Below are 19,839 nucleotides of genomic sequence, written 5' to 3'. Positions count from 1 at the left end.
AAGAAAATGCGAAACCCCCTAACGGAGTGTGGACGACGCGAGCCAGTGCAACCGGCTTTCGCTCTAGCCGCCGGCATCCTCCGTGCGTGGCGCGGCGAGGGCCAGCGCCCGCGCCAACGCTTCAGGCGTATCAACGTCCAGGAACGCCCCTTCACCGTCGGCATCGATCTCCGCCACCGCCTCACGGTGTTGCACCAAGAGGTGACGGGCGCCCACGTCGCCCTTGAGCGCCATCAGTTCCGGAAAATAGCGCCGCGACCACAGCACCGGATGGCCCCGCGCCGCCCCCGACACCGGGAGCACGACGAAGCGTCCCTCCTCGGGCGCATAGGCGTCCTGGATGCGATCGAGCAGGGTTGCCCGCATCAGCGGCATGTCACCGAGCACAACCAGGGCGCCGCTTGCGTCCTCCGGGACCGCCGCAATGCCGGCCGCCAGCGATGAAGCCATGCCGCTTCCGTAATCCGCATTGTGCACCAGTTGCACCGGTAGCCCCTCCAGGGCCTCCGCCACACGGTCGCTGTCATGCCCGGTCACCACCAGCACCGGGCGCGCCCGCGAGCCCAGCACCGCCTCCACCACCCGGCGGATGACGGGCACGCCTCCAACCCGCGCCAGCAGCTTGTTGACGCCGCCGCCCATGCGAGAGCTGCGCCCGGCCGCCAGCACCACCGCAGCGAAGCCACCGGCCCGCCCCCCTTCCGCTGCGCCACGCGGAGACGGCCGGGAGGGGATGTCCGCCAGCAGCCCGCCAGCGCCGAGGCGGGCGATATCGGCCGAGGTCACCTCGATGCCGGCCAGAAGGCGCGTCAAGACCCAGTCGAAGCCGTTCTCCTTGGGGCTGCGGGCGCAGCCCGGAGCGCCCAGAACCGGCACATCGCCCAGCCGCCCGAGCAGCAGCAGATTGCCGGGGTCCACCGGCATGCCGAGCCGGATCACCTGCCCCCCCGCCTCCACCAATGCGGAGGGCACCACATCGCGCCGATCGACGATGGCCGACGCGCCGAACACGATGACCAGCTCCGCGCCCTCCGCAACCACATCCCGTAACAGGTTCCGCAGCGGACCGACCTCGTGGGCGCAGGAGGCCGAGTGGCAGATCTGCGCGCCGGTGGGCACGAGCCGGGCCTGCGTCACCGCCAGCGTCTTGGCCGTGACCTTGTCCGACAGGCCCGGCAGCAGCGTGAACACCACCGCCACCCGCCGCAGCCGGAATGGCGTCACCGACAAGAGCCCCGGCGCCAGCGCCGCGGCCTTCGCCACCAGATGCTCCGGCACCGCATAGGGAATGACCTTCACCGTGCCGATCAGCTCCCCTTCCGCCACCGCCCGCAGATCCGGCGGCGTCGCCAGGGTGATGGCTTCGTCCACCCCGTTGAAGGCATCGATGGCCGCGCGCGGCGCCCGCAGCACGCCCGCGCATGCGGCGTAGAGGTTGGAGCGGCCGGTGAAGGGCCGGTCGACCCGTACCTGGGCACCGGCGACGGCATCGGCGAGAATCATGGCCGCCGCGTCCTCGACCAGATCGCCCTCCTCCAGCTGCGCCGCCACCACATCGCGATAGCCCGCCGCGCGCAGCGCAGCGATCTCGTCCGCGCCGAGTCGCGTGCCCTTCTTGATGACCATCCCCTCGAGCCGGACCGCATGGGCGGCGATGGCTCCTTCCGCGCCGTCCAGGGGCAGGGAACCGAACTTCACGCTGCCGCTCCCTTCAGCCGCGCCAGGGCGGGCCGGCGCAGAGCGGCGATGATCTCCGCCAGCACCGCCACCGCGATCTCAGGCGGGCTGGCCGCGCCGATGGCGAGCCCGATGGGCGCGTGAATGTCGGCCAGCGCTTCCGCCGAAAAGCCCCGCGCCGCCAGCCGCTCAAGCCGCGCCGCATGGGTCCGCCGCGAACCCAGCGCGCCGATATAGAAGCAGCCCGCGGCCACCGCGGCTTCCAGCGCCGGGTCGTCCACCTTGGGGTCGTGGGTCAGCGCCGCGACTGCCGTGAACGGATCAAGGCCATAGGACGGCAGGGCGATGTCCGGCCATTCGGCGATCACCGGCACATCGGGAAAGCGCTGCGGCGTGGCGAAGGCGGTGCGCGGGTCCAGGATTGTCGTGTCAAAGCCGGCGATCCGCGCCATGGGCGCCAGCGCCTGGGAAATATGCACCGCGCCGATGAGCAGCAGACGCGGCGGCGGCACGTCCACGGCCAGGAAAGAGCCATCCGCCACCAGCGTGCTGCGCCCCTCGGCCAGCGCGGACCGCATGGCCGGCGCCAGCGGGTCCTGAGCCCGTTCCGCGTCCAGCTCCGCCGCGCGCACCAACCGCTGCGCGCCGCTCGCCAGATCCGTCACCACCACGCAAGCCCGGCGCGCGGCGCGTTCGGCATTGAGGGCGGCAAGCAGATCGAGACGCATCACAAAAACCTTCGCGGCCAGCCGCCGCCTGAGGATCTGGATCGCACGGCGGCCGAGCCGCCGCAAGAGTCTTCTTCCCCGTGGGATATAACGCTAATCGCGGATGTGGAACGTCAGATTGTCAAGCCACGGGCTCCACATAGACAGAGATACGTCCGCCGCAGGACAGCCCCACCGTCCAGGCCGCCGCGTCGGCGACACCGAAGTCGATCCGCTTCGGCACGCCGGAGGCGATCACATCCAGCGCCTCGGTCACCACCGCCCCTTCCACGCAGCCGCCCGACACCGAGCCCAGGAAATTGCCGGCGTCGTCGATCACCAGCCGACTGCCCACCGGGCGCGGCGCCGAGCCCCAGGTTTCAAGCACCGTGGCGAGGGCGACCCCCCGCCCCTCCCGCCGCCAGCGTTCGGCCGCGTCGAGAACGTCGTCTTCCCGTGCGAACATGGCCCCTCTCCTTCGGCGGCGGGCATGGATCGGTGGAGCCGAGGTGGCCGCGCGCGCGTGTCGGCTATATAGATGCCCCCGCCGCCCGGCCATTGTCAGCCCCCGCGGCCGGTTCCCGCGCGCCCTTTCCGGTCGAGCGCGGGCCGCCCGAGAAGATACCATGCCGCGAATAACTGCCCGCCCCGCCTCGCCCCCCGCCGCCGTCCAGCCGCTGCACCCGGCCACCCTGCGCACGCCGCAGGAGCTGGCGGAGGCCGGCCTCGTCGCGGCGGCAACGGATGTCGAAGCCGTGGCGCGGCGCTACGCGGTCGCGGTCACGGCGCCCCTGGCCAGCCTCATCGACCCGGCGGATAACGCCGACCCGATCGCCCGGCAATTCGTGCCCGACCCGTGTGAACTCGATGTCCGCCCCGAGGAGCGCGCCGACCCCATCGGCGACGACGCCCACGCGCCGGTGCCGGGCGTCGTGCATCGCTATCCGGACCGGGCGCTGTTGAAGATCGTTGCCGTGTGCGCCGTCTATTGCCGCTTCTGCTTCCGCCGGGAAATGGTGGGGCCGGGGGCCGAGGCGATGCTGTCGCCGGCGGCGCTGGATGCCGCCTTCGCCTATCTGGCCAACCATCCCGAGATCTGGGAAGTGATTCTCACCGGCGGCGATCCTTTCATGCTGTCCGCGCGCCGCATGGCGGAGGTGGTGGGTCGCCTGTCCGCCATTCCCCATGTGAAGGTCGTGCGCTTCCACACCCGCGTGCCCATTGCCGCCCCGGACCGGGTGAGCCCCGACTTCGTGCAGGCATTGAAGGCGCCGGGCCTTGCCTCTTATGTGGCGGTGCACGCCAACCACGCCCGCGAGCTGACCCCGGACGCCCGCGCCGCCCTCGCCCGCATGGCCGATGCCGGCGTGCCGCTGGTGTCGCAAACGGTGCTGCTGCGTGGGGTAAACGACGATGTGGACACGCTCGATGCCCTGTTCCGCGCGCTCGTGGAATGCCGCGTGAAGCCCTATTACCTGCATCATCCGGACCTTGCGCCGGGCACCGGCCATTTCCGCCTCTCCATCCGCGAGGGACAGGCGCTGATGCGAGCCTTGCGGGGGCGGCTCTCCGGCCTCGCGCTACCCACTTATGTGCTCGACATTCCCGGCGGCGCCGGCAAGGTGCCGCTGCTGCCCGACCATCTGGAAGACGCCTCCAACGCCGGCGACACGTCCTTGGGCGCCCGCTTCCGCGTCACCGACAATTGCGGCGGCGTCCACCTCTATCCGCCCGAGGATGGAGCGGCCTGAGACCCGCGCCGAGCCGCGACGCCTGCCGCCCGGACGCGTATAACCGGGCAAAAGCGGGAGGAACGCGGATGACGGCGGGGCGATATTTGCAACAGCCGGGGCCGGCGCCGAACGAACGGGTGGTGAGCGCGGTGGGGCGCCTGACCGTCCTCGATTTCATCCTGGAGCCGGGCCTGACCCTCAATGCCGCCGTGACCGGCCCCCTGCTGGCGGCCGGCTTCAGCGCCGCTCAGGTCGAGATGTCCGGCGGCGCCTTTTTCCCCTTCACCTATGTCATGCCGGCGGCGGCCACCGACGGCCTCCACGCCGCCTGGTACAGCGCGCCCGTCACCCCGGAGCGGTCTTGCCCCATCGAAGCCGGATGCCTCACTTTCGGCCGCAGGGAGGGCGCCCCCTTCGCCCATTGTCACGCCTTCTGGCGGGAGCCGGACGGCCACCGGCGCGGTGGCCATGTGATGCCCCACGACACGCGCATCGACGCGCCCATCACGGCCCGCGCCTACGGCACCGCCGACGTCGCCGTGACCGCCGATTTCGATCCCGAAACCGCGTTCACGCTGTTCACGCCCCACGCCCTGCGGGCGCCTGAACCCGGCCGGCGCATCGCCTTCGCGCGGGTGCGGCCGAACATCGACATCGGCGAGGCGCTGGTGGCCCTGTGCCAGCGGCACGGCTTTGCGGCGGGACGCGTGCGCGGCAGCATCGGCAGCCTGATCGGCGCGCGCTTCAAGGCTGCCCCGGCCGTGGACGACGCGGCCACCGAACTGTTCGTTCGGGAGGGACGAATCGCGCCCGATGCGGCCGGCGTCCTTGCCGCGGAGCTCGACATCGCCCTCGTCGGCCTTTCGGGCGTGCGCGCCGAGGGCTGGCTTTCCGGAGCCAATCCGGTGTGCATCACCTTCGAGGTGGCGGTGGAGGAAATCGCCGCGATCTCCGCTTCACCAGCGTGAGCATGCGGGAACGCGCGACCTTCTTCCGCGTTTCCGGGCAGACGCAATCGGTGCCGCACCGTTGACCGGTGTCAATGCACCGTCCGGCAGCGGACGTATGGTCAATACAACGAAAGGGAGCGTGAAGGCCATGTCGGACATCCTTGAGCAGCCGGTCGCCGCATCGAAACGCCCATCCCCCCAGCGGCCGAAGATGAAGGCGGCGATCTTTGTCGAGAACAACCGCATCGTGCTCGACGAAAAGCCCATCCCCGATGTCGGACCGCTCGACGCGCTGATCCGCATCACCACCACCACCATTTGCGGCACCGACGTGCACATCCTCAAGGGCGAGTATCCGGTGGCCAGGGGCCTCACCATCGGCCACGAACCGGTGGGCATCATCGAGAAGCTGGGCTCGGCGGTGGAAGGGTTTGAGGAGGGCCAGCGCGTCATCGCCGGTGCTATCACGCCCTCCGGCTATTCCAACGCCTGCCTGTGCGGCTGCGGTTCCCAGGACGGCCCGCGCATGAAGCACGGCTTCAAGCCCATGGGCGGCTGGCGCTTCGGCAACACCATTGATGGCGCCCAGGCCGAATATCTGCTGGTGCCCGACGCCATGGCCAATCTCGCCCCGGTGCCGGAACTGCTCTCCGACGAGCAGGTGCTCATGTGCCCGGATATCATGTCCACCGGCTTCTCCGGCGCCGAGCACGGCAAGATCCAGATCGGCGACACGGTGGCGGTGTTTGCGCAGGGGCCCATCGGCCTGTGCGCCACCGCGGGCGCGCGGCTGATGGGCGCCACCCGGATCATCGCCGTGGACCGGGTGCCGGCGCGCCTTGAGGTCGCCCGCGCCATGGGCGCCGACGAGGTGGTGGACTTCTCCAAGGTGGACCCGGTGGAGGAAATCCTGCGCCTGACCGACGGGCGCGGCGTGGACGTTTCGATCGAGGCACTGGGCCGCCAGGAGACGTTCGAGGCCGCCTTGCGCGTCCTGCGGCCGGGTGGAACCCTGTCGTCCCTCGGGGTCTATTCGACCGACCTGAAGATCCCGCTCGACGCCTATTACGCCGGCCTCGGCGACACCAGCATCGTCAACTCCCTGTGTCCCGGCGGCAAGGAGCGCATGCGCCGGCTCATGGACGTGGTGGCCTCCGGGCGGGTGGATGCCCGCGCCCTCGTCACGCACCGGTTCAAGCTGGACGATATCGAAGCCGCCTACGACCTGTTCTCCCACCAGCGGGACGGCGTGCTGAAGGTCGCCATCACGCCATAGCGGAACCCGCGGCGGAGCCGAACGCTCCGGCTCCGCCGCGCCGATCCTTTCAGCGCGGTCACTTTAGAGCGTTTTGCGGGTTCCCTACCGGCCGGGAAACATTCTAGTGTCTTGCGCGAACGTGCTTTCTGCAGCACGCGCAGTGGTGTCGGGGCGCTCCTGGGATGCCGTCGGCGTCGGCGGTGATGCGGGCACGGATCACAAGGTCGTTCAGAATGGTTCCCTTTTTCCTCCTGCGTGGCGGTTTTCTACTGGGTCTGGCCCTCGGTGCCGGCGCTGTCGCCGCCGGCCCGCGCCTGCTGCGGGCGGCTCAGCCCGCCGCCAAAGGGGCTGCGAAGGGCGCGGCGGAGGCCGGCAAGGCCAGCCATGAAGCGGCGACCGAGGCCCTGACCAAGACCTCCGACGAGGTGAAGGAACTGGTGGGGGAAGCCGCCAGCGGCGTCCGCGCGGCCGCCGGCAAGGTGGCGGCTGCCGTCACTGCCGCGGCGACCACCGCCCGGCGCGGCGCCGAAAACCTCGCCGAGTACACGGCCAAGGGCCTGTGGAAGGAGACGCCTCCCGGCGATGGGGCCGCGCAGGCCGAGGACGCCACGGGGCACGAGGATCTTCCCGCCCCGCCGCCCGCGCGCGCAACGGAAGCCGTGCTGCGCGGCACCACCCGCCGCTCCCGCGGCACGCGCCGCGTCGCCGCGCGCGCACCTGCTCCCGCGGCCTCTGCCCCGGCGGCGAAGCCCGCGCGCAGCCGCGGCGCCGCAGCCAAGGACGACAGCACCACCCCCGCCAAGCCTTCCGCCCGCAGGGTCAAGTCCGCGCCGGCAACGCCCGCCCCCGAAAGCGAGGCACCACTCGAGAGCGCGCCGACTCCGGTCCCCCGCCCGAAGGCCGCCCGGACGGCCAAGAGCGCCACGAAGAGTGCCACCAAGAGCAAAGCAGCGGACAGCAAGGCGAGCGCTCCGGCATCTCCCAAGCGGGTCAGGCCGAAGCGCACGAAGGCGACACCGGCTCCGGCTGCTGCCGAAGTGGCCGCTGTCGAGCCGCCCGTGAAGCCGGATGCGGAGAGCTAAGGGATCATGCCCGACCGCATTCCCATGCGCATCGCCCACGCCCTGCCAGGGCGCACGCGCCTTGTTCCCCTGGGGCAGACGGACGCCGAGGTTCTTCGGTCATGCGCGGCGCGCCTTGAGGAGCTGGACGGCGTCACCGTGGCGATCCGCGGCAACAGCCTCATTCTGACCCATCGCGACCCCTGGGCGGAGATCTCGGCAGCGCTGGACCATGTCGGCCTGACGCTGGCGTGCCACGCGACACGCGTTCCCATCGCCACGATGGCCGCAGCGGTCGGGCGTCTCGATGCCAGGATCTCCGCCGCCAGCGCTGGACGCATGGACCTCACCAACGCCGCATTCCTCGGGCTGATGGCGGGGGGGATTGTGCAACTGGTGCGCGGCAATCTCGCCGGCCCCGCCGCGACCCTGTTCAGTCAGGCGCTCACCTTGGCCTTGCTCCACACCAAGGCGCAGGAGCGCTGAGCCCGCGCCATTCTCACCCGGAGGCGGCCTTGAGCCCCGTATCGCCAGCCGCCCGGAATGACCACGTGGTCGCGGACCAGAACCCGGTGTTCCGCTTCCTGTCCGATCCCGCGAGCCATCACCTGCCGCCCGGTGAAAAGGTGCGCCGCATCGACACCCACGGCGCCGCCGTGTTCCTGGCGGGCCCGTTCGCCTACAAGGTGAAGCGCGCCGTCTATTTCCCGTTCATGGACTTCTCGACCCTGGAGAAGCGCAAGGCCGCCTGCGCCGCCGAGATTGCCATCAGCGGTGCGAATGCGCCGGAGCTTTATATCGGGGTGGTCCCCATCACCCGCGATGGCGACGGCTACGCCCTCGGCGGCGCCGGGGAGGTGGTGGAGTATGCGGTGAAGATGCATCGCTTCGATCCCGCCGACACCCTGGACCAGGTCGCATCGCGCCAGAGTCTCGACCGTCCGCTGCTGACGGCACTTGCCGCCGCGGTGGCACACGCCCACGACCGGGCGCCGGTGCGGCGCGATCACGACGTGGTGCCCTCCCTCGCGAGCTACCTTGCGGACAACCGGGTCGTGTTCGCCGGCCAACCGGATCTGTTTCCGCCGGACCAAGTCTCCGCCCTCGCTTCCATGGCGGAACGGGAGCTGGACCGGCTCACGCCCCTGCTGCGCGCGCGCGCCGATCTAGGTTTCGTGCGACGCTGCCACGGAGACCTTCACCTCGCCAACATCGTGCTTCTGCGCGGCGCGCCGGTGTTGTTCGACGCCATCGAGTTCAACGACGACATCGCCATCTGCGACGTGCTCTACGATCTGGCTTTCCTGGTGATGGACCTGTGGCAGCGGGGCCTGTTCGCGCCGGCCAATGGCGTGCTCAACCGCTATCTGTGGGCGCAGCAGCAGGACGATGCCCTGGACGGCCTCGCCGCATTACCTTTCTTTCTGTCCCTTCGCGCCGCCATCCGGGCCAAGGTCGAGGCCGCCGGGCTCGCCCATCTTGCGGGCCAGGAGCGGGAGCACGCCGCGCGCCGCATCCGCCGCCTGTTCCAAACCGCGCGCCTGTTTCTCGCCCCGGAGCCGGCGCCGCCCGAGCCCCGACCGCTGCCGCCCGAGGTCACCACGGACTTTGCCGGAACACCGCCGACCGGCCTCTTTTCGCAAGCGCGCGGCCTTGTTGCCATCGGGGGCCTCTCGGGAACGGGTAAGACCACCCGCGCCCTGCGCTGGGGCCCCTTCATCGGCCGCGCGCCCGGCGCCGTGGTGCTGCGCAGCGATGTCGAACGCAAGCGCCTCTTCGGGGTGCCCGAGAACGCCCCCCTTCCCGAAGCCGCCTATGCACCGCAGGTGACCGCGCAGGTGTATGGGCGCCTGCGCCAGCTCGCCGCCCGGACCCTCGCCACCGGGCAGAGCGTCATCATGGACGCCGTGCACGCCCGTCCGGACGAACGCGCCGACGCTGAGGCTCTCGCCCACGCCATCGGGGTCCCGTTTTACGGCCTTTGGCTGGAGGCGCCCTTGTCGGTGCGGGTCGAGCGGGTGGAACGCCGCCTGACGAGGCGCGCCGATGCCTCCGACGCCGACGCCGACGTGGCACGCCAGCAGCAGGCCTACGATCTCGGGTCTATCGACTGGCGCCGCCTCGCCGCCGGTTGATTTTGGCCCTTGAAGACAACGATTATTTCATTCGCGACAGAGACAATTGGACACGGATGTCGCTGGGGCTGATTCGCGGAACCTCCCACCGCGAGCGGCGCGGCGCATGCGTGCGGTGGCCACCTCTCCCAGGCGGCCGGCCGCCAGATTGACCATCGCCGGGGAGTCGCCGTCCCGAGTGGCCGCGCCCCGCTCCGGTTTGTAACGCGAGAGGACCCCATGACGCGCGTTCCCGCCCGTTGGCCGAAAACGGGATACCATCACGGTGTCCCGGGCGGAGCGCGCGCGCCGAAGGGCCTCGCCGCCGCACCGGCCCCTTCCCCCTGCGTCCCCCGTCGCGGTGCCGCTTCCGCCGCCGCAGGAGACACCCCATGAGCTGGCTCGACCGCCTGAAAGGCAAGGGCGCCGACGAAGCCCAGACCCCCGAGGATCGCCCGATGCCCGACCGTTCCACCGCCCCTGAGGGCGTCGAACCTGCCCTGCCCCCTGCCGAGGCGACCACCACCGCTTCCGCCGCCGAGCCCGTGCCAGCCCTGGAGATCCCCGCGCCGCCACCACCCTGGCCGCCCGCCGAGGAGGAAATGCGCAGCGCCCTCGTGGCCGCGCAGAAGGGCGACTACGATACTGCCCTTTCCATTTGGGAGCCGCTGGCGCGCGAAGGGCACGGCCGCGCACAAAACAACATCGGCGCCTGCTTCATCGACGGCCTGGGGGTCGAGCAAAACCTTGAACTGGCGCGGGAATGGCTGGAGTTGTCGGCCGATTCCGGCGATCCGGTCGGCCAGCGCAACCTCGCACGCCTGTGCCTGAAGGGCCTTGGCGGTGCACAGGATACCACCCGTGCCCTGGAGCTTTACCGCCTTGCCTCCGAGGCAGGGGATGCTCCCGCTCAGGAGATGCTGAGCTTCCTTCTGTTCGAAGGCACCAGCGTGCCGTCCGATCCGGCCGAATCAAAGCGCTGGGCCACGGCCGCGGCCGCCCAGGGGATCGGCTCGGCCATGACGCGCCTCGGCCTCATGGCCCACCTCGACGCCGTGAGCGCGGCGCCCACCGCGCCTGACGATAGCGAGGCGGCAAACTGGTGGCGCAAGGCCGCGGAAGCCGGAGATCCCGACGGGCAGGCCCTGCTGGGGGCGGCCCATCACCTCGGCGCGGGCGTGCCGCGTGATCGCGTCGCCGCATTCGCCTGGCTGCTGCGTGCAAAAGCCGGGAACAGCCCGCTCGCGGACCGCTTCTTCGATGCGGTGCGCGCGACCCTGAGCCCCGAGGAAGAGGCCGCAGCCGAACGCCGCGTCTCCATGGCCGAAGAAGGCCCGACACCCGCCCCCTGAATCTGCTCCCCTCCCGGAACGCGACCGAGCGCCGGCGATCTCTCGCGCCGGCGCCGCCGTCCAGGTTGAAGCCCGTTCCGTGGTGCGCCGTCAGCGCGGGGGCGCGCCGGCCATCCCGTGATGCCCCACCACCGGGGCATTGGCGGGCGCATCGAGGCTCGGCAGGAACAATCCGGCCTGGAAGCAGGTGCTCATGTGCTCCACCTTGGCAATGGCGCGGTCCGCCGCCGCCGGTTCCAGCACCTTGCGGGCGGTGGCCTTGAAGAGATCCACCCAGCGCGTGAAATGTTCTGGCTTGAGCTGGAGCATGATGTGGGCGGAGAAGGGATTTCCAGTATAGCGGCTGGTGCCCAGCAGCGCGCGCGACCAGAAATTCTGCACGATGCGGTAATGCTCGTCCCAATCGGGAATGGCGCGGGTGAAGACCGGCCCCAGCACCGGATCGGCCCCCGCCGACGCGTAGAACTCCTTCACCAAGCGTTCGAGGTCCGCCTCGGTGGCGTGGATCTGAGTGGCGAGCTGCTCGCGCGCGCCCTCCGGCCAGCCCTCGGCCCGATCGGGAATGATCGCCGCGATCTCAGGTGACGCCGGGCCCTTGCGCCCGACCGTGTTCAGCGGCGGATCATATTTGGCGATCAGGTCGCGCAGGGTATGGGCCCGCAGACGCGCATTGGCGCGCTCCATGTGGAAGACGCCGTCGATCAGCGCGGCCTCCACCGGCCACAAGGCCCGCGCGGCGGCTTCGGCCGCGGCCATGTCGTCGCCTTCACCCACATAGGCCGGATAGGCAAAGCCGCCGATGGCCCGCGTGAGGATGAAGATGCCCGGTCGCGCCGGCGCATGGGGCGCGCCGACGAAGGCCACGCCAGCGAAATCCGCCGTTGCCGCGTTGGCCGCCGGCAGATGGAGCGCGGGGCCTGCGTGAGGAACGGCCGACGGGGCCGTGGTCGAGATGGTCATGGGGTCCACCCTCCGGCGCCGGAAGCGCCCTCAATCCTTGGTCTCATCCTTGCAGTCGGGCGTATTGGACGCCACCAGGCGGATGCCCGCCCTGGAGCGCGCAACCGCCTTCGCGGTCGTCTGCCACGGCGGGCGCACGCGCACCGCCGTGCCCGGCACGAAACGCACAGGTAGAGGCACATCGCCCTTGTGGGAGGCCATGGAATAACCCTTCCCGCCGAATGCCCACCCGATGGCGCGGCAGCCAGCGTCTTGCATGAAAATTATATAACGACCCTAGAAGACCCCCCTGCCGCGCACAAGACTCCGGCGACACCCCTTGCGCCCGAATTTTATGCACGATGAAGAATTCACCATTCGAGCCGGCGGCCGGGCACGGCAACTAGGGTTGGTCGGGGCTCTCGCCCTTTGGGGTCGCAGCCATCATCAGCACCGTGATGAACGCATTGATGCGATTGTAGGCGGCGACGCACATCTGGTCGGCGGTCAACAGCGCGCGGGCGCTGGCCTGCGCATCCTGATTGATATGCCCGGTCAGCGCGGTCACCAGCTCGCTCTGGCCGATGGCAAGGCTTCTCAGGCCGAGCAGCAGATGGTCAAGATCCTCGCGCGTCAGGGTGATCTTCAGGGGCACTCCTTCTTCCAGAGCCGCCCAACGGGCGATGGCATCCGGCGGAACCTGGAACTGCTCCGGCGCCTGGGTCTCCTGATCCGTGGGTGCGCCCGCCTGCGCGGCGGCGCCATCGTCGGCAATCTCGGTCATGGCAATCTCACAATCAAAATACGCGGCACCGCGATGCAAAATCCGCGCACGACCCGCGTCTTGCACGCCCCGAAACGGCGCGTGACCATGCCGCCACTTTATCCCTTTCGCACCCGCGCGAACATGAAAAGTCGCGCCGGCCCGCCCCGTTTTGACACGCTCGCCTTCTCTCGCGGCGCCCGCGCCGGTAAAGATGGAACCCGTGCGCGCCCAGGTCTGGGCGCGTCCCACGGCCATGAGAGGCAATCGATGACCGAAACGCTGCTGCGCGACGCCGCGCCCAGCCCGTCGGCCACAGCCGACGCCCGCAGCACCAAAACCGGCGCCTGGCGCTGGATCAAGGTCTGGGATGCGCCCACGCGGCTGTTCCATTGGGCGCTCGTGGCGCTGGTCGTCACGTCCTATGTGACCGCGCGCAACGGATGGATCGACTGGCATTTCTATGCCGGCTACGCCATCCTCACCCTGGTGGGGTTCCGCATTCTATGGGGGCTCGCGGGGAGCGAAACCTCCCGCTTCTCCGCGTTCGTGCGCGCGCCCGGCGCCGCCATCGCCCACCTGCGCCATGTGATGAAGCGCGAGGGCGAGCCCGAGACCGGCCATAACGCCGCCGGTGCTTATATGGTGCTGGCGCTGCTGGCGCTGCTGCTGTTCCAGACTGTATCGGGCCTGTTTTCCAATGACGGCCTGTTCACGGGCGGCCCCCTCGCCGATCTGGTGAGCGGCGAGGTGAGCGACCAGATCACCGTGCTGCACGGCCTTTCGTTCGATCTGATCGTGATCGCGGTGGCGCTGCACGTCGCGGCCATCATCGCCTATGCGGTGCTGCTGCGACAGGATCTGGTGCGGCCCATGATCACCGGCTGGAAGCGCTTGCCCCCTGGCATTCCCGCGCCCCGCCTCGCCCCCTTGCCGCTCGCGCTGGTCCTGGCGGCCATCGCGGCGGCAGCCGTGTTCGCCATCACCCGACTTGGCTGACGGCGCGGGCCCGCAAAAACAAGCCGGGCGCTCCCAAGGGAACGCCCGGCGGGGTCACGAGACTGCGACGGGAACCAGCCCCGATCAGCGAGACTTGAAGGTCTGGTGGCAGGCGCGGCAATTCTCGGCCACGGCGGCGAAAGCCACCTTGAAGCCGGCTTCGTCGACCACGCCCTTGGCGGCATTGTCGGCCACCGCCTGATTGAACTTGACGATCGCCGCGTCGAAGCCGGCGCGATCGGTCCACACCGCTGCGGTGGCCTTGGTCTCGCCCGTGTCGGAACCGGGCGGGAACAGCTTCTCGAGGCCGACCATCTTATCCTTGTAGGTCTGGAAGATCAGCGTAGCCTTTTCGGTGCTGAACGGCACCTTGCCCTTCAGGATCGAGGCGCCGATGTCCGTCTGCTCCCCAATCTCCTTCATCGCAGCGCGGCGCTGCTGGAGGACATTGGTCTGGGCATAAGCGGCGGTGGCGGCGACAAGCCCGGCCACGACAGCGGCGGTCACGGAAAGACGCATCTTCGGCTCCAATGCGGATTCGCAGGAGGCCACACCCTACAAATATTCCAATGCGGGAATACCACCATAAGGTCACGCTTCCGCGAGCGAGGCGGCGGCCAATTGCCGCCCTCGACTTTGGGCGCATCTTGCCATGTAAAGGCGCCAGCAGGCTCCTCCGAGAACCGGCGTCTCCGATCAGGAGCCAAGGAGCTTCTGGACGCCCTGCACCATCTCCCGCACCTCGTCCGCCACGGCGCCGACCAAAGCCTGCTCCCGTGCGCGCACCACCAGATGAGTCTTGAAGCGCCCATCCTCGTCGCGGAACGGATAGGATCCGATGATGGTATCTGGATGACGCTTAGCGATCTCCGCCAGCGGCGCGGCGATGTCTCCCTCCTTGGCGTCCGCGAGGACGGTCTGCGAGAGCATCGGGCGGCCTTTGTCCAGCTCGGGCAGCACCGCCTCCAGCATCGCCTGCATGATGCGGGGCACGCCGGCCATCACGATCACATTGCCGATCCGGAATCCCGGCGCCTTGGACACCGCATTGACCACCAGGGAGGCCCCGGCCGGGATCCGCGCCATGCGCAATCGTGCGTCGTTGAGATCCTTCTCCGCAATATATTCGAGCAGCATGGCGCGGGCGCGCGGATCTATGTCTATGCTGACTCCGAAAGCCTTGGCGATCGAATCGGCCGTGATATCGTCGTGGGTGGGGCCGATGCCACCGGTGGTGAAGACATAGGTGAAGCGATGACGCAGCGCGTTGACCGCGGCGACAATGTCCTCCTCCACATCGGGCACGATGCGCACCTCCCGCAGATCGATGCCGATCTCGGTCAGCCGTTCGGCGATGTGGCCGATGTTTTTGTCCTTGGTCCGGCCAGAAAGGACCTCGTCGCCAATGACGACCAATCCTGCGCTGACCATTTGCGCGCCGTCTGCCTCACTCATGACGCATCACCTGCCCTTTCCAGCGGCACCTTCACCAGATCTGCCTAAATCGCACCCACCTATAAAGCGAGAGCGTCGCAGCCAGGAAGCCTTTCCCCTTTATCACTTCTTTGGCACGATGTTTGTAGCGTTCTGAATCTGAGACCAGCGGACGTGGAGTGACAGTCCCAATGCGGCAAGCGTTCGACGAGATGTCCAGCACCAATGGGCATGTGAGACCGGCCTACGAGACGCTGAAGCAGTGGCTCAGCACCGTCCCGCAGGACGTGCTCGACCACCGCCGCAAGGAAGCGGAATACATCTTTCGGCGGATCGGAATCACCTTCGCCGTCTATGGGGAGCAGAACGCCCAGGAGCGCCTGATCCCGTTCGACATCGTGCCGCGCATCCTCACCAAGGATGAGTGGGGGCGCCTGTCGAAGGGCCTCGAGCAGCGGGTGAAGGCCCTCAACATGTATATCCGCGACGTCTATTCGAAGCGGGAAGTGCTGAAGGCCGGCGTGGTTCCCGAAGACCTCGTCTACAAGAACCCGGCGTTCCGGCCGGAGATGAACGGCCAGCGCGTGCCGCATGATCTTTATGTGCACATCGCCGGCATCGATATCGTCCGCACCGACCCCGACACCTTCTATGTGCTTGAAGACAACGCGCGCACGCCGTCCGGCGTCTCCTACATGCTGGAGAACCGGGAGATCATGCTGCGCCTGTTCCCCGAGCTGTTCTCCATGCACAAGGTCGCGCCGGTGGAGAACTACGCCGACGACCTGCTGGCCACCCTGCGCTCGCTCTCGCCCCATGGCGGGCATGAGCCCAATGTGGTGATCCTCACCCCCGGCATCTACAATTCCGCTTATTACGAACACTCCTTCCTGGCCGATAAGCTGGGCGTGGACCTGGTGGAAGGCCGCGATCTGTTCGTGAAGGACGGCATCGTCTTCATGCGCACCACCGAGGGGCCGAAGCGGGTGGATGTGATCTACCGCCGGCTCGACGACGACTTCCTGGACCCCCTCGCCTTCCGCCCCGACAGCGTGCTGGGCGTGCCCGGCCTCATGAGCGCCTATCAGGCCGGCAACGTCACCCTCACCAATGCGGTAGGAACCGGCGTCGCCGACGACAAGGCGGTCTATTCCTACATGCCGGAGATCATTCGCTTCTATCTGGGCGAGGAGCCGTTGCTGCCGAACGTGCCCACCTGGCGCTGCCGCGAGGCGGACCACCTGAAATATGTGCTGGAGCACCTGCCCGAGCTGGTGGTGAAGGAAGTGCACGGCTCCGGCGGCTACGGCATGCTGGTGGGCCCGGCCGCCGACAAGGCGCAGATCGAGAAATTCCGCGAGAAGCTCATCGCCGATCCCGGCAATTTCATTGCCCAGCCGACACTCGCCTTGTCCACCTGCCCGACGCTGGTGGAGCAGGGCATCGCGCCGCGCCATGTGGACCTGCGGCCCTTCATTCTGTCCGGTTCCGACAAGGTGCGCATCGTGCCCGGCGGCCTGACCCGCGTGGCCATGAAGGAGGGCTCCCTCGTGGTCAATTCGAGCCAGGGCGGCGGCACCAAGGACACATGGGTGCTCGACGCGTGATTTAGATTTTCGACGCATGACTTGAGGTCGCGGCGCGATATCCCAGCGCCGCAAGTGACCTTCGAACACATCGCCGGCGGGCGCCCTGCCACGACGCCCCCGTCTCTTCCTCCTCCGGATGGGTTCTCCATGCTCTCCCGCACCGCTGACAATCTCTACTGGCTCAGCCGATACGTCGAACGCGCCGACTGCCTCGCGCGCATCCTGGACGTCTCGCAGCGGCTCGCCTACACGCCTGTGACCTATGGCGGCTCCACCAACGAATGGGGATCGGCGGTGCTCACCGCCGGCGTCTCCGACCTGTTCACCGAACGCTACGGACCCCTGGAGGAGGCCAAGGAGGAACAGGTGGTCTCGTTCCTCGCGTTCGAGGCGGAAAACCCCTCCTCCATCCGCAATTGCTTCGAGGTGGCCCGCACCAACGCGCGCTCCGTGCGCACGGCGCTGACCTCCGAGATGTGGGAGGTCATCAACACCGCCTGGATCGAGCTGCGCAATTTCCCCAACCGGGCGCTAACCCGCGACGAGCTTTCGCGTTTCCTGGCGTTTGTGAAGGAAACCTCGCTGCGCTTCGATGGCGCCACCTTCCGCACCATGCTGCGCAACGACGCGTATTGGTTCTCCCGCTGCGGCGCCCAGCTCGAGCGCTCGGACAATACCGCCCGCATCCTCGACGTGAAATATCATGTGCTGCTGCCGGAGAAAGAGCATGTGGGCGGCCCGCTCGATTATTTCCAATGGGCGTCCATCCTGCGCTCGGTGTCGGCGCTCACCGCCTTCCACTGGGTGTATCGGGACAGCGTCAAGCCCTGGCTGGTGGCGGACCTCCTGATCCTGAACCGGCAGATGCCGCGTTCGCTGGCCGCCTGCTACGACAATCTCGCGCGCAACCTGGACGACATCGCCTCCGCCTACGGGCGGCAGGGCCCCTCCCAGCGGCTGGCCCGGTCCATGCTGGCGCGGCTCACCAACCGCAACATCGAGGACATCTTCCAGACCGGCCTGCACGAGTTCATCTCGGGCTTCATTTCCGACAACAACAAGCTGGGCGCGGAGATCAAGGAGCAGTATCTCACCTGAGGGGCGGATCCGCGCATTTTTCGCTGATGTGTTCAGCGTCAAGGCATCGTCCATGCGAAACGGAGCCTGTTTCGCGTAAAGAAGATGCGGAGATGCAAAAGGTGAGAGCGAATAACGTTCCGCTCAGGCGAACAAAATTCGCTCCAGTTCTTTCAGTTCGGCAATCTTCAGGGTCCGCCCATGCGTGTCCGCATCCGCCACGAGATCACCCAGCGCTTCGCGCCCGGCAGCCGCAATTTGTCGGTCACGGTGCGCCTCACGCCCCGCCCCCACGAGGGCCAGTTCATTCAGCGCTGGACCCTTGACCTCAACAGTGATGGCCGCCTCCACCCCCTGGAGGACGCCTTCGGCAATCTCTGCCACGCCTTCAGCGTGGACGGACCCACCGACCACGTGACCGTGGTCGCCGAGGGCGAGGTGGAGACATTCGACACCACCGGGATCGTGCGCGGAACGGTGGAGCCGTTTCCGCCGGCGCTTTACCTGCGCGAAACGTCCCTCGCCCACCCCACGGAGGCGGTGATCACCTTCGCCGACAGCGTGAAGGACGCCTCCCCGGATCCCCTGAGCCGCCTCCATGCCTTGATGGTGCACCTGCACGAGACCGTGGCCGAGATTGAACCCACGCCCACCATCATGCCCATGTCGGCCCACGACGCCCTCGTCGCCAAGGCGTCGTGTCCGGGCGGGCTTGCCCACCTGTTCACCGCGGCGGCGCGGCATCTCGGGAGTCCCGCCCGCCACATCTCCGGATACCTCGCCGAGGATGACGAGGGCACCGCCCGGCACTGGGCGGAAGCCTATGTGCCCGAAATCGGCTGGGTGGCATTCGATCCGGGCCGCAATCTGTGCACCACGGAAAATTATGTGCGGCTCGCGGTCGGACTCGATGCGTTCGGCGTCGCGCCCATGCGCAGCACCGGCTTCGAGTGCCGCGAAAGCGTCTGCGCGCAGGACGGCCGCGTTCCGACGCGGGCCGTTCAGAGCCAAAGCCAAGGCCAGAACTGAAATCGTTCCGCCTTGAGATCGCACTGCTGCACAGACAAATGGCGACGTAGGGCCGATTGTCATAATGGCACGATGGAACAACCTCCATGATAGGCTCTTTCGAGGCCACACGGAGGGTGACGGCCATGTCCAAGCACATGCCGAGCGCAACGGGTGCCGATCCCCGGCAGGCAAGCGCCCCTGCGTCCGCCCAGTCCCCGAGTCGCGGCCCGGAAGCAGCGGCGCCGCGCACTGGGGCTTCCGAGGTCCTGCCTCCCGACGCCCAAGGCGCGGGCTCGGGAGGTACGGGCAAGGAAGGCGTGGGCAAGGAAGGCGTGGGCAAGGAAGGCGTGGGAACCGGAGGCCCTCAGGCGAAGGAGAACACGCTTCCCGTGAAGCTGGAAGCGCGGCATCTCGACTTCTACTATGGCGACCGCCGCGCCCTGCACGACGTGTCGATACTCCTTCACACCGGCCGGATCACGGCGCTGATCGGCCCCTCGGGCTGCGGCAAGTCCACGCTGCTGCGGGTGTTCAACCGCATGTTCGAGCTCTACCCTGACCAGCGGGTGACCGGCGATGTGCTCATGGACGGGGCCAGCATCCTCGGCCCCGGCGTCGATCCGGCGGCGCTGCGCGCCCGCATCGGAATGGTCTTCCAGCGCCCGACACCTTTTCCCATGTCCATTTTCGACAATGTGGCCATGGGCGTGCGGATCAACGAGGCGCCTCCCGAATCGGAGGTGGCCGCGCGGGTGGAAGAAGCGCTGCGCCGCGCCGCGCTCTGGGGAGAGGTGAAGGACCAGCTGAACGCGAGCGGGCTCGGCCTGTCGGGCGGGCAGCAGCAGCGCCTGTGCATCGCCCGCACCATTGCGGTGCGGCCCGACGTGATCCTGCTGGATGAGCCTTGTTCCGCCCTCGACCCCATCAGCACCGCCAAGATCGAGGAAACGATGCTGGAGCTGCGTGCCCATTACACGCTCGTCATCGTCACCCACAATCTCCAGCAGGCCGCGCGCGTCTCCGACTTCACCGGCTTCATGTATCTGGGCGAGATGGTGGAGTTCAGCTCCACCGACCACATGTTCACCCGCCCCAAGGACCCGCGCACCCACAATTACCTCACCGGACGCTTCGGCTGAGCCGGCAGGGGCCGGCTGGGGCCGGACGTGTCGCCT

General features: G+C 68.4%; 20 protein-coding genes. 12 read left to right on the top strand and 8 right to left on the bottom strand.

Translation table 11 applies throughout. The features are described from left to right. Nucleotides 1-63: 63 nt before the first annotated feature. The 3 genes from HUW53_RS07720 to HUW53_RS07710 form a co-directional block, all read right to left on the bottom strand. Complete coding sequence (locus tag HUW53_RS07720; RefSeq protein ID WP_237345174.1) at nt 64-1,698, bottom strand: NTP transferase domain-containing protein; 1,635 nt, start codon at nt 1,696-1,698, stop codon at nt 64-66. After that, a complete protein-coding gene (locus HUW53_RS07715; RefSeq protein WP_237345173.1) occupies nt 1,695-2,405 on the bottom strand; it encodes an XdhC family protein in 711 nt (236 codons plus the stop codon). The genes HUW53_RS07720 and HUW53_RS07715 overlap by 4 nt, the downstream gene beginning before the upstream one ends. Nucleotides 2,406-2,526: 121 nt before the next feature. Next, complete coding sequence (locus HUW53_RS07710; protein WP_237345172.1) at nt 2,527-2,850, bottom strand: XdhC family protein; 324 nt, start codon at nt 2,848-2,850, stop codon at nt 2,527-2,529. A 160-nt stretch (nt 2,851-3,010) separates the two neighbouring features. Here HUW53_RS07710 and HUW53_RS07705 point away from each other — a divergent pair, with 160 nt between their 5' ends. The 7 genes from HUW53_RS07705 (at nt 3,011) to HUW53_RS07675 (ending at nt 10,852) form a co-directional block, all read left to right on the top strand. Next, complete coding sequence (locus HUW53_RS07705) at nt 3,011-4,135, top strand: lysine-2,3-aminomutase-like protein (protein ID WP_237345171.1); 1,125 nt, start codon at nt 3,011-3,013, stop codon at nt 4,133-4,135. A gap of 68 nt (nt 4,136-4,203) precedes the next feature. Continuing rightward, a complete protein-coding gene (locus HUW53_RS07700) occupies nt 4,204-5,085 on the top strand; it encodes a PPC domain-containing DNA-binding protein (RefSeq protein WP_237345170.1) in 882 nt (293 codons plus the stop codon). A 193-nt stretch (nt 5,086-5,278) separates the two neighbouring features. Further along, the gene (locus tag HUW53_RS07695) at nt 5,279-6,343 is read left to right on the top strand and encodes an NAD(P)-dependent alcohol dehydrogenase (RefSeq protein WP_370877787.1); all 1,065 of its coding nucleotides are present in this window, start codon (nt 5,279-5,281) and stop codon (nt 6,341-6,343) included. Between the two features lie 215 nt (nt 6,344-6,558). Beyond that, a complete protein-coding gene (locus tag HUW53_RS07690; RefSeq protein ID WP_237345168.1) occupies nt 6,559-7,407 on the top strand; it encodes a hypothetical protein in 849 nt (282 codons plus the stop codon). 6 nt (nt 7,408-7,413) lie between these two features. Next, the gene (locus tag HUW53_RS07685; protein WP_237345167.1) at nt 7,414-7,872 is read left to right on the top strand and encodes a hypothetical protein; all 459 of its coding nucleotides are present in this window, start codon (nt 7,414-7,416) and stop codon (nt 7,870-7,872) included. 29 nt (nt 7,873-7,901) lie between these two features. Then, a complete protein-coding gene (locus tag HUW53_RS07680) occupies nt 7,902-9,521 on the top strand; it encodes a bifunctional aminoglycoside phosphotransferase/ATP-binding protein (RefSeq protein ID WP_237345166.1) in 1,620 nt (539 codons plus the stop codon). Nucleotides 9,522-10,102: 581 nt separating this feature from the next. Continuing rightward, complete coding sequence (locus HUW53_RS07675; RefSeq protein ID WP_370877786.1) at nt 10,103-10,852, top strand: tetratricopeptide repeat protein; 750 nt, start codon at nt 10,103-10,105, stop codon at nt 10,850-10,852. 90 nt (nt 10,853-10,942) lie between these two features. Here HUW53_RS07675 and HUW53_RS07670 read toward each other — a convergent pair whose 3' ends face one another. The 3 genes from HUW53_RS07670 to HUW53_RS07660 all read right to left on the bottom strand — a co-directional run bounded on the left by HUW53_RS07670 (nt 10,943) and on the right by HUW53_RS07660 (nt 12,575). Then, nucleotides 10,943-11,812: a group III truncated hemoglobin gene (locus tag HUW53_RS07670; RefSeq protein ID WP_237345164.1), complete on the bottom strand. Its 870-nt coding sequence runs from the start codon at nt 11,810-11,812 to the stop codon at nt 10,943-10,945. 30 nt (nt 11,813-11,842) lie between these two features. Beyond that, the gene (locus HUW53_RS07665; RefSeq protein WP_237345163.1) at nt 11,843-12,013 is read right to left on the bottom strand and encodes a hypothetical protein; all 171 of its coding nucleotides are present in this window, start codon (nt 12,011-12,013) and stop codon (nt 11,843-11,845) included. A 181-nt stretch (nt 12,014-12,194) separates the two neighbouring features. Beyond that, nucleotides 12,195-12,575 (bottom strand): hypothetical protein, encoded by a 381-nt coding sequence (locus tag HUW53_RS07660; RefSeq protein WP_237345162.1) that lies wholly within the window; start codon nt 12,573-12,575, stop codon nt 12,195-12,197. Between the two features lie 249 nt (nt 12,576-12,824). Here HUW53_RS07660 and HUW53_RS07655 point away from each other — a divergent pair, with 249 nt between their 5' ends. After that, nucleotides 12,825-13,553 carry a cytochrome b/b6 domain-containing protein gene (locus tag HUW53_RS07655; protein WP_237345161.1) on the top strand — a complete coding sequence of 243 codons (729 nt, stop codon included), beginning with the start codon at nt 12,825-12,827 and terminating at the stop codon, nt 13,551-13,553. Nucleotides 13,554-13,637: 84 nt separating this feature from the next. On the opposite strand, the gene HUW53_RS07650 is transcribed toward HUW53_RS07655, so the two are convergent. Both HUW53_RS07650 and HUW53_RS07645 read right to left on the bottom strand, forming a co-directional pair. Further along, on the bottom strand, nt 13,638-14,072 hold the full coding sequence (locus HUW53_RS07650) for a c-type cytochrome (protein WP_237345160.1): 435 nt from the start codon (nt 14,070-14,072) through the stop codon (nt 13,638-13,640). A gap of 177 nt (nt 14,073-14,249) precedes the next feature. After that, nucleotides 14,250-15,008, bottom strand: coding sequence for a competence/damage-inducible protein A (locus HUW53_RS07645; protein WP_237345159.1), 759 nt, complete (start codon nt 15,006-15,008; stop codon nt 14,250-14,252). 170 nt (nt 15,009-15,178) lie between these two features. On the opposite strand from HUW53_RS07645, the gene HUW53_RS07640 reads away from it, so the two are divergent. The 4 genes from HUW53_RS07640 to pstB all read left to right on the top strand — a co-directional run bounded on the left by HUW53_RS07640 (nt 15,179) and on the right by pstB (nt 19,803). Continuing rightward, the gene (locus tag HUW53_RS07640; protein ID WP_237345158.1) at nt 15,179-16,594 is read left to right on the top strand and encodes a circularly permuted type 2 ATP-grasp protein; all 1,416 of its coding nucleotides are present in this window, start codon (nt 15,179-15,181) and stop codon (nt 16,592-16,594) included. 129 nt (nt 16,595-16,723) lie between these two features. Further along, on the top strand, nt 16,724-17,674 hold the full coding sequence (locus HUW53_RS07635; protein ID WP_237345157.1) for an alpha-E domain-containing protein: 951 nt from the start codon (nt 16,724-16,726) through the stop codon (nt 17,672-17,674). Nucleotides 17,675-17,854: 180 nt separating this feature from the next. After that, the gene (locus HUW53_RS07630) at nt 17,855-18,682 is read left to right on the top strand and encodes a transglutaminase-like domain-containing protein (protein WP_237345156.1); all 828 of its coding nucleotides are present in this window, start codon (nt 17,855-17,857) and stop codon (nt 18,680-18,682) included. 329 nt (nt 18,683-19,011) lie between these two features. Next, a complete protein-coding gene (pstB, locus tag HUW53_RS07625) occupies nt 19,012-19,803 on the top strand; it encodes a phosphate ABC transporter ATP-binding protein PstB (protein ID WP_307499941.1) in 792 nt (263 codons plus the stop codon). Nucleotides 19,804-19,839: the final 36 nt, after the last annotated feature.

This window comes from Xanthobacter agilis (assembly GCF_021730435.1).
Classification (GTDB): Bacteria; Pseudomonadota; Alphaproteobacteria; order Rhizobiales; family Xanthobacteraceae; genus Xanthobacter; species Xanthobacter agilis.
This window is presented reverse-complemented; position numbering and strand designations above follow the sequence as displayed.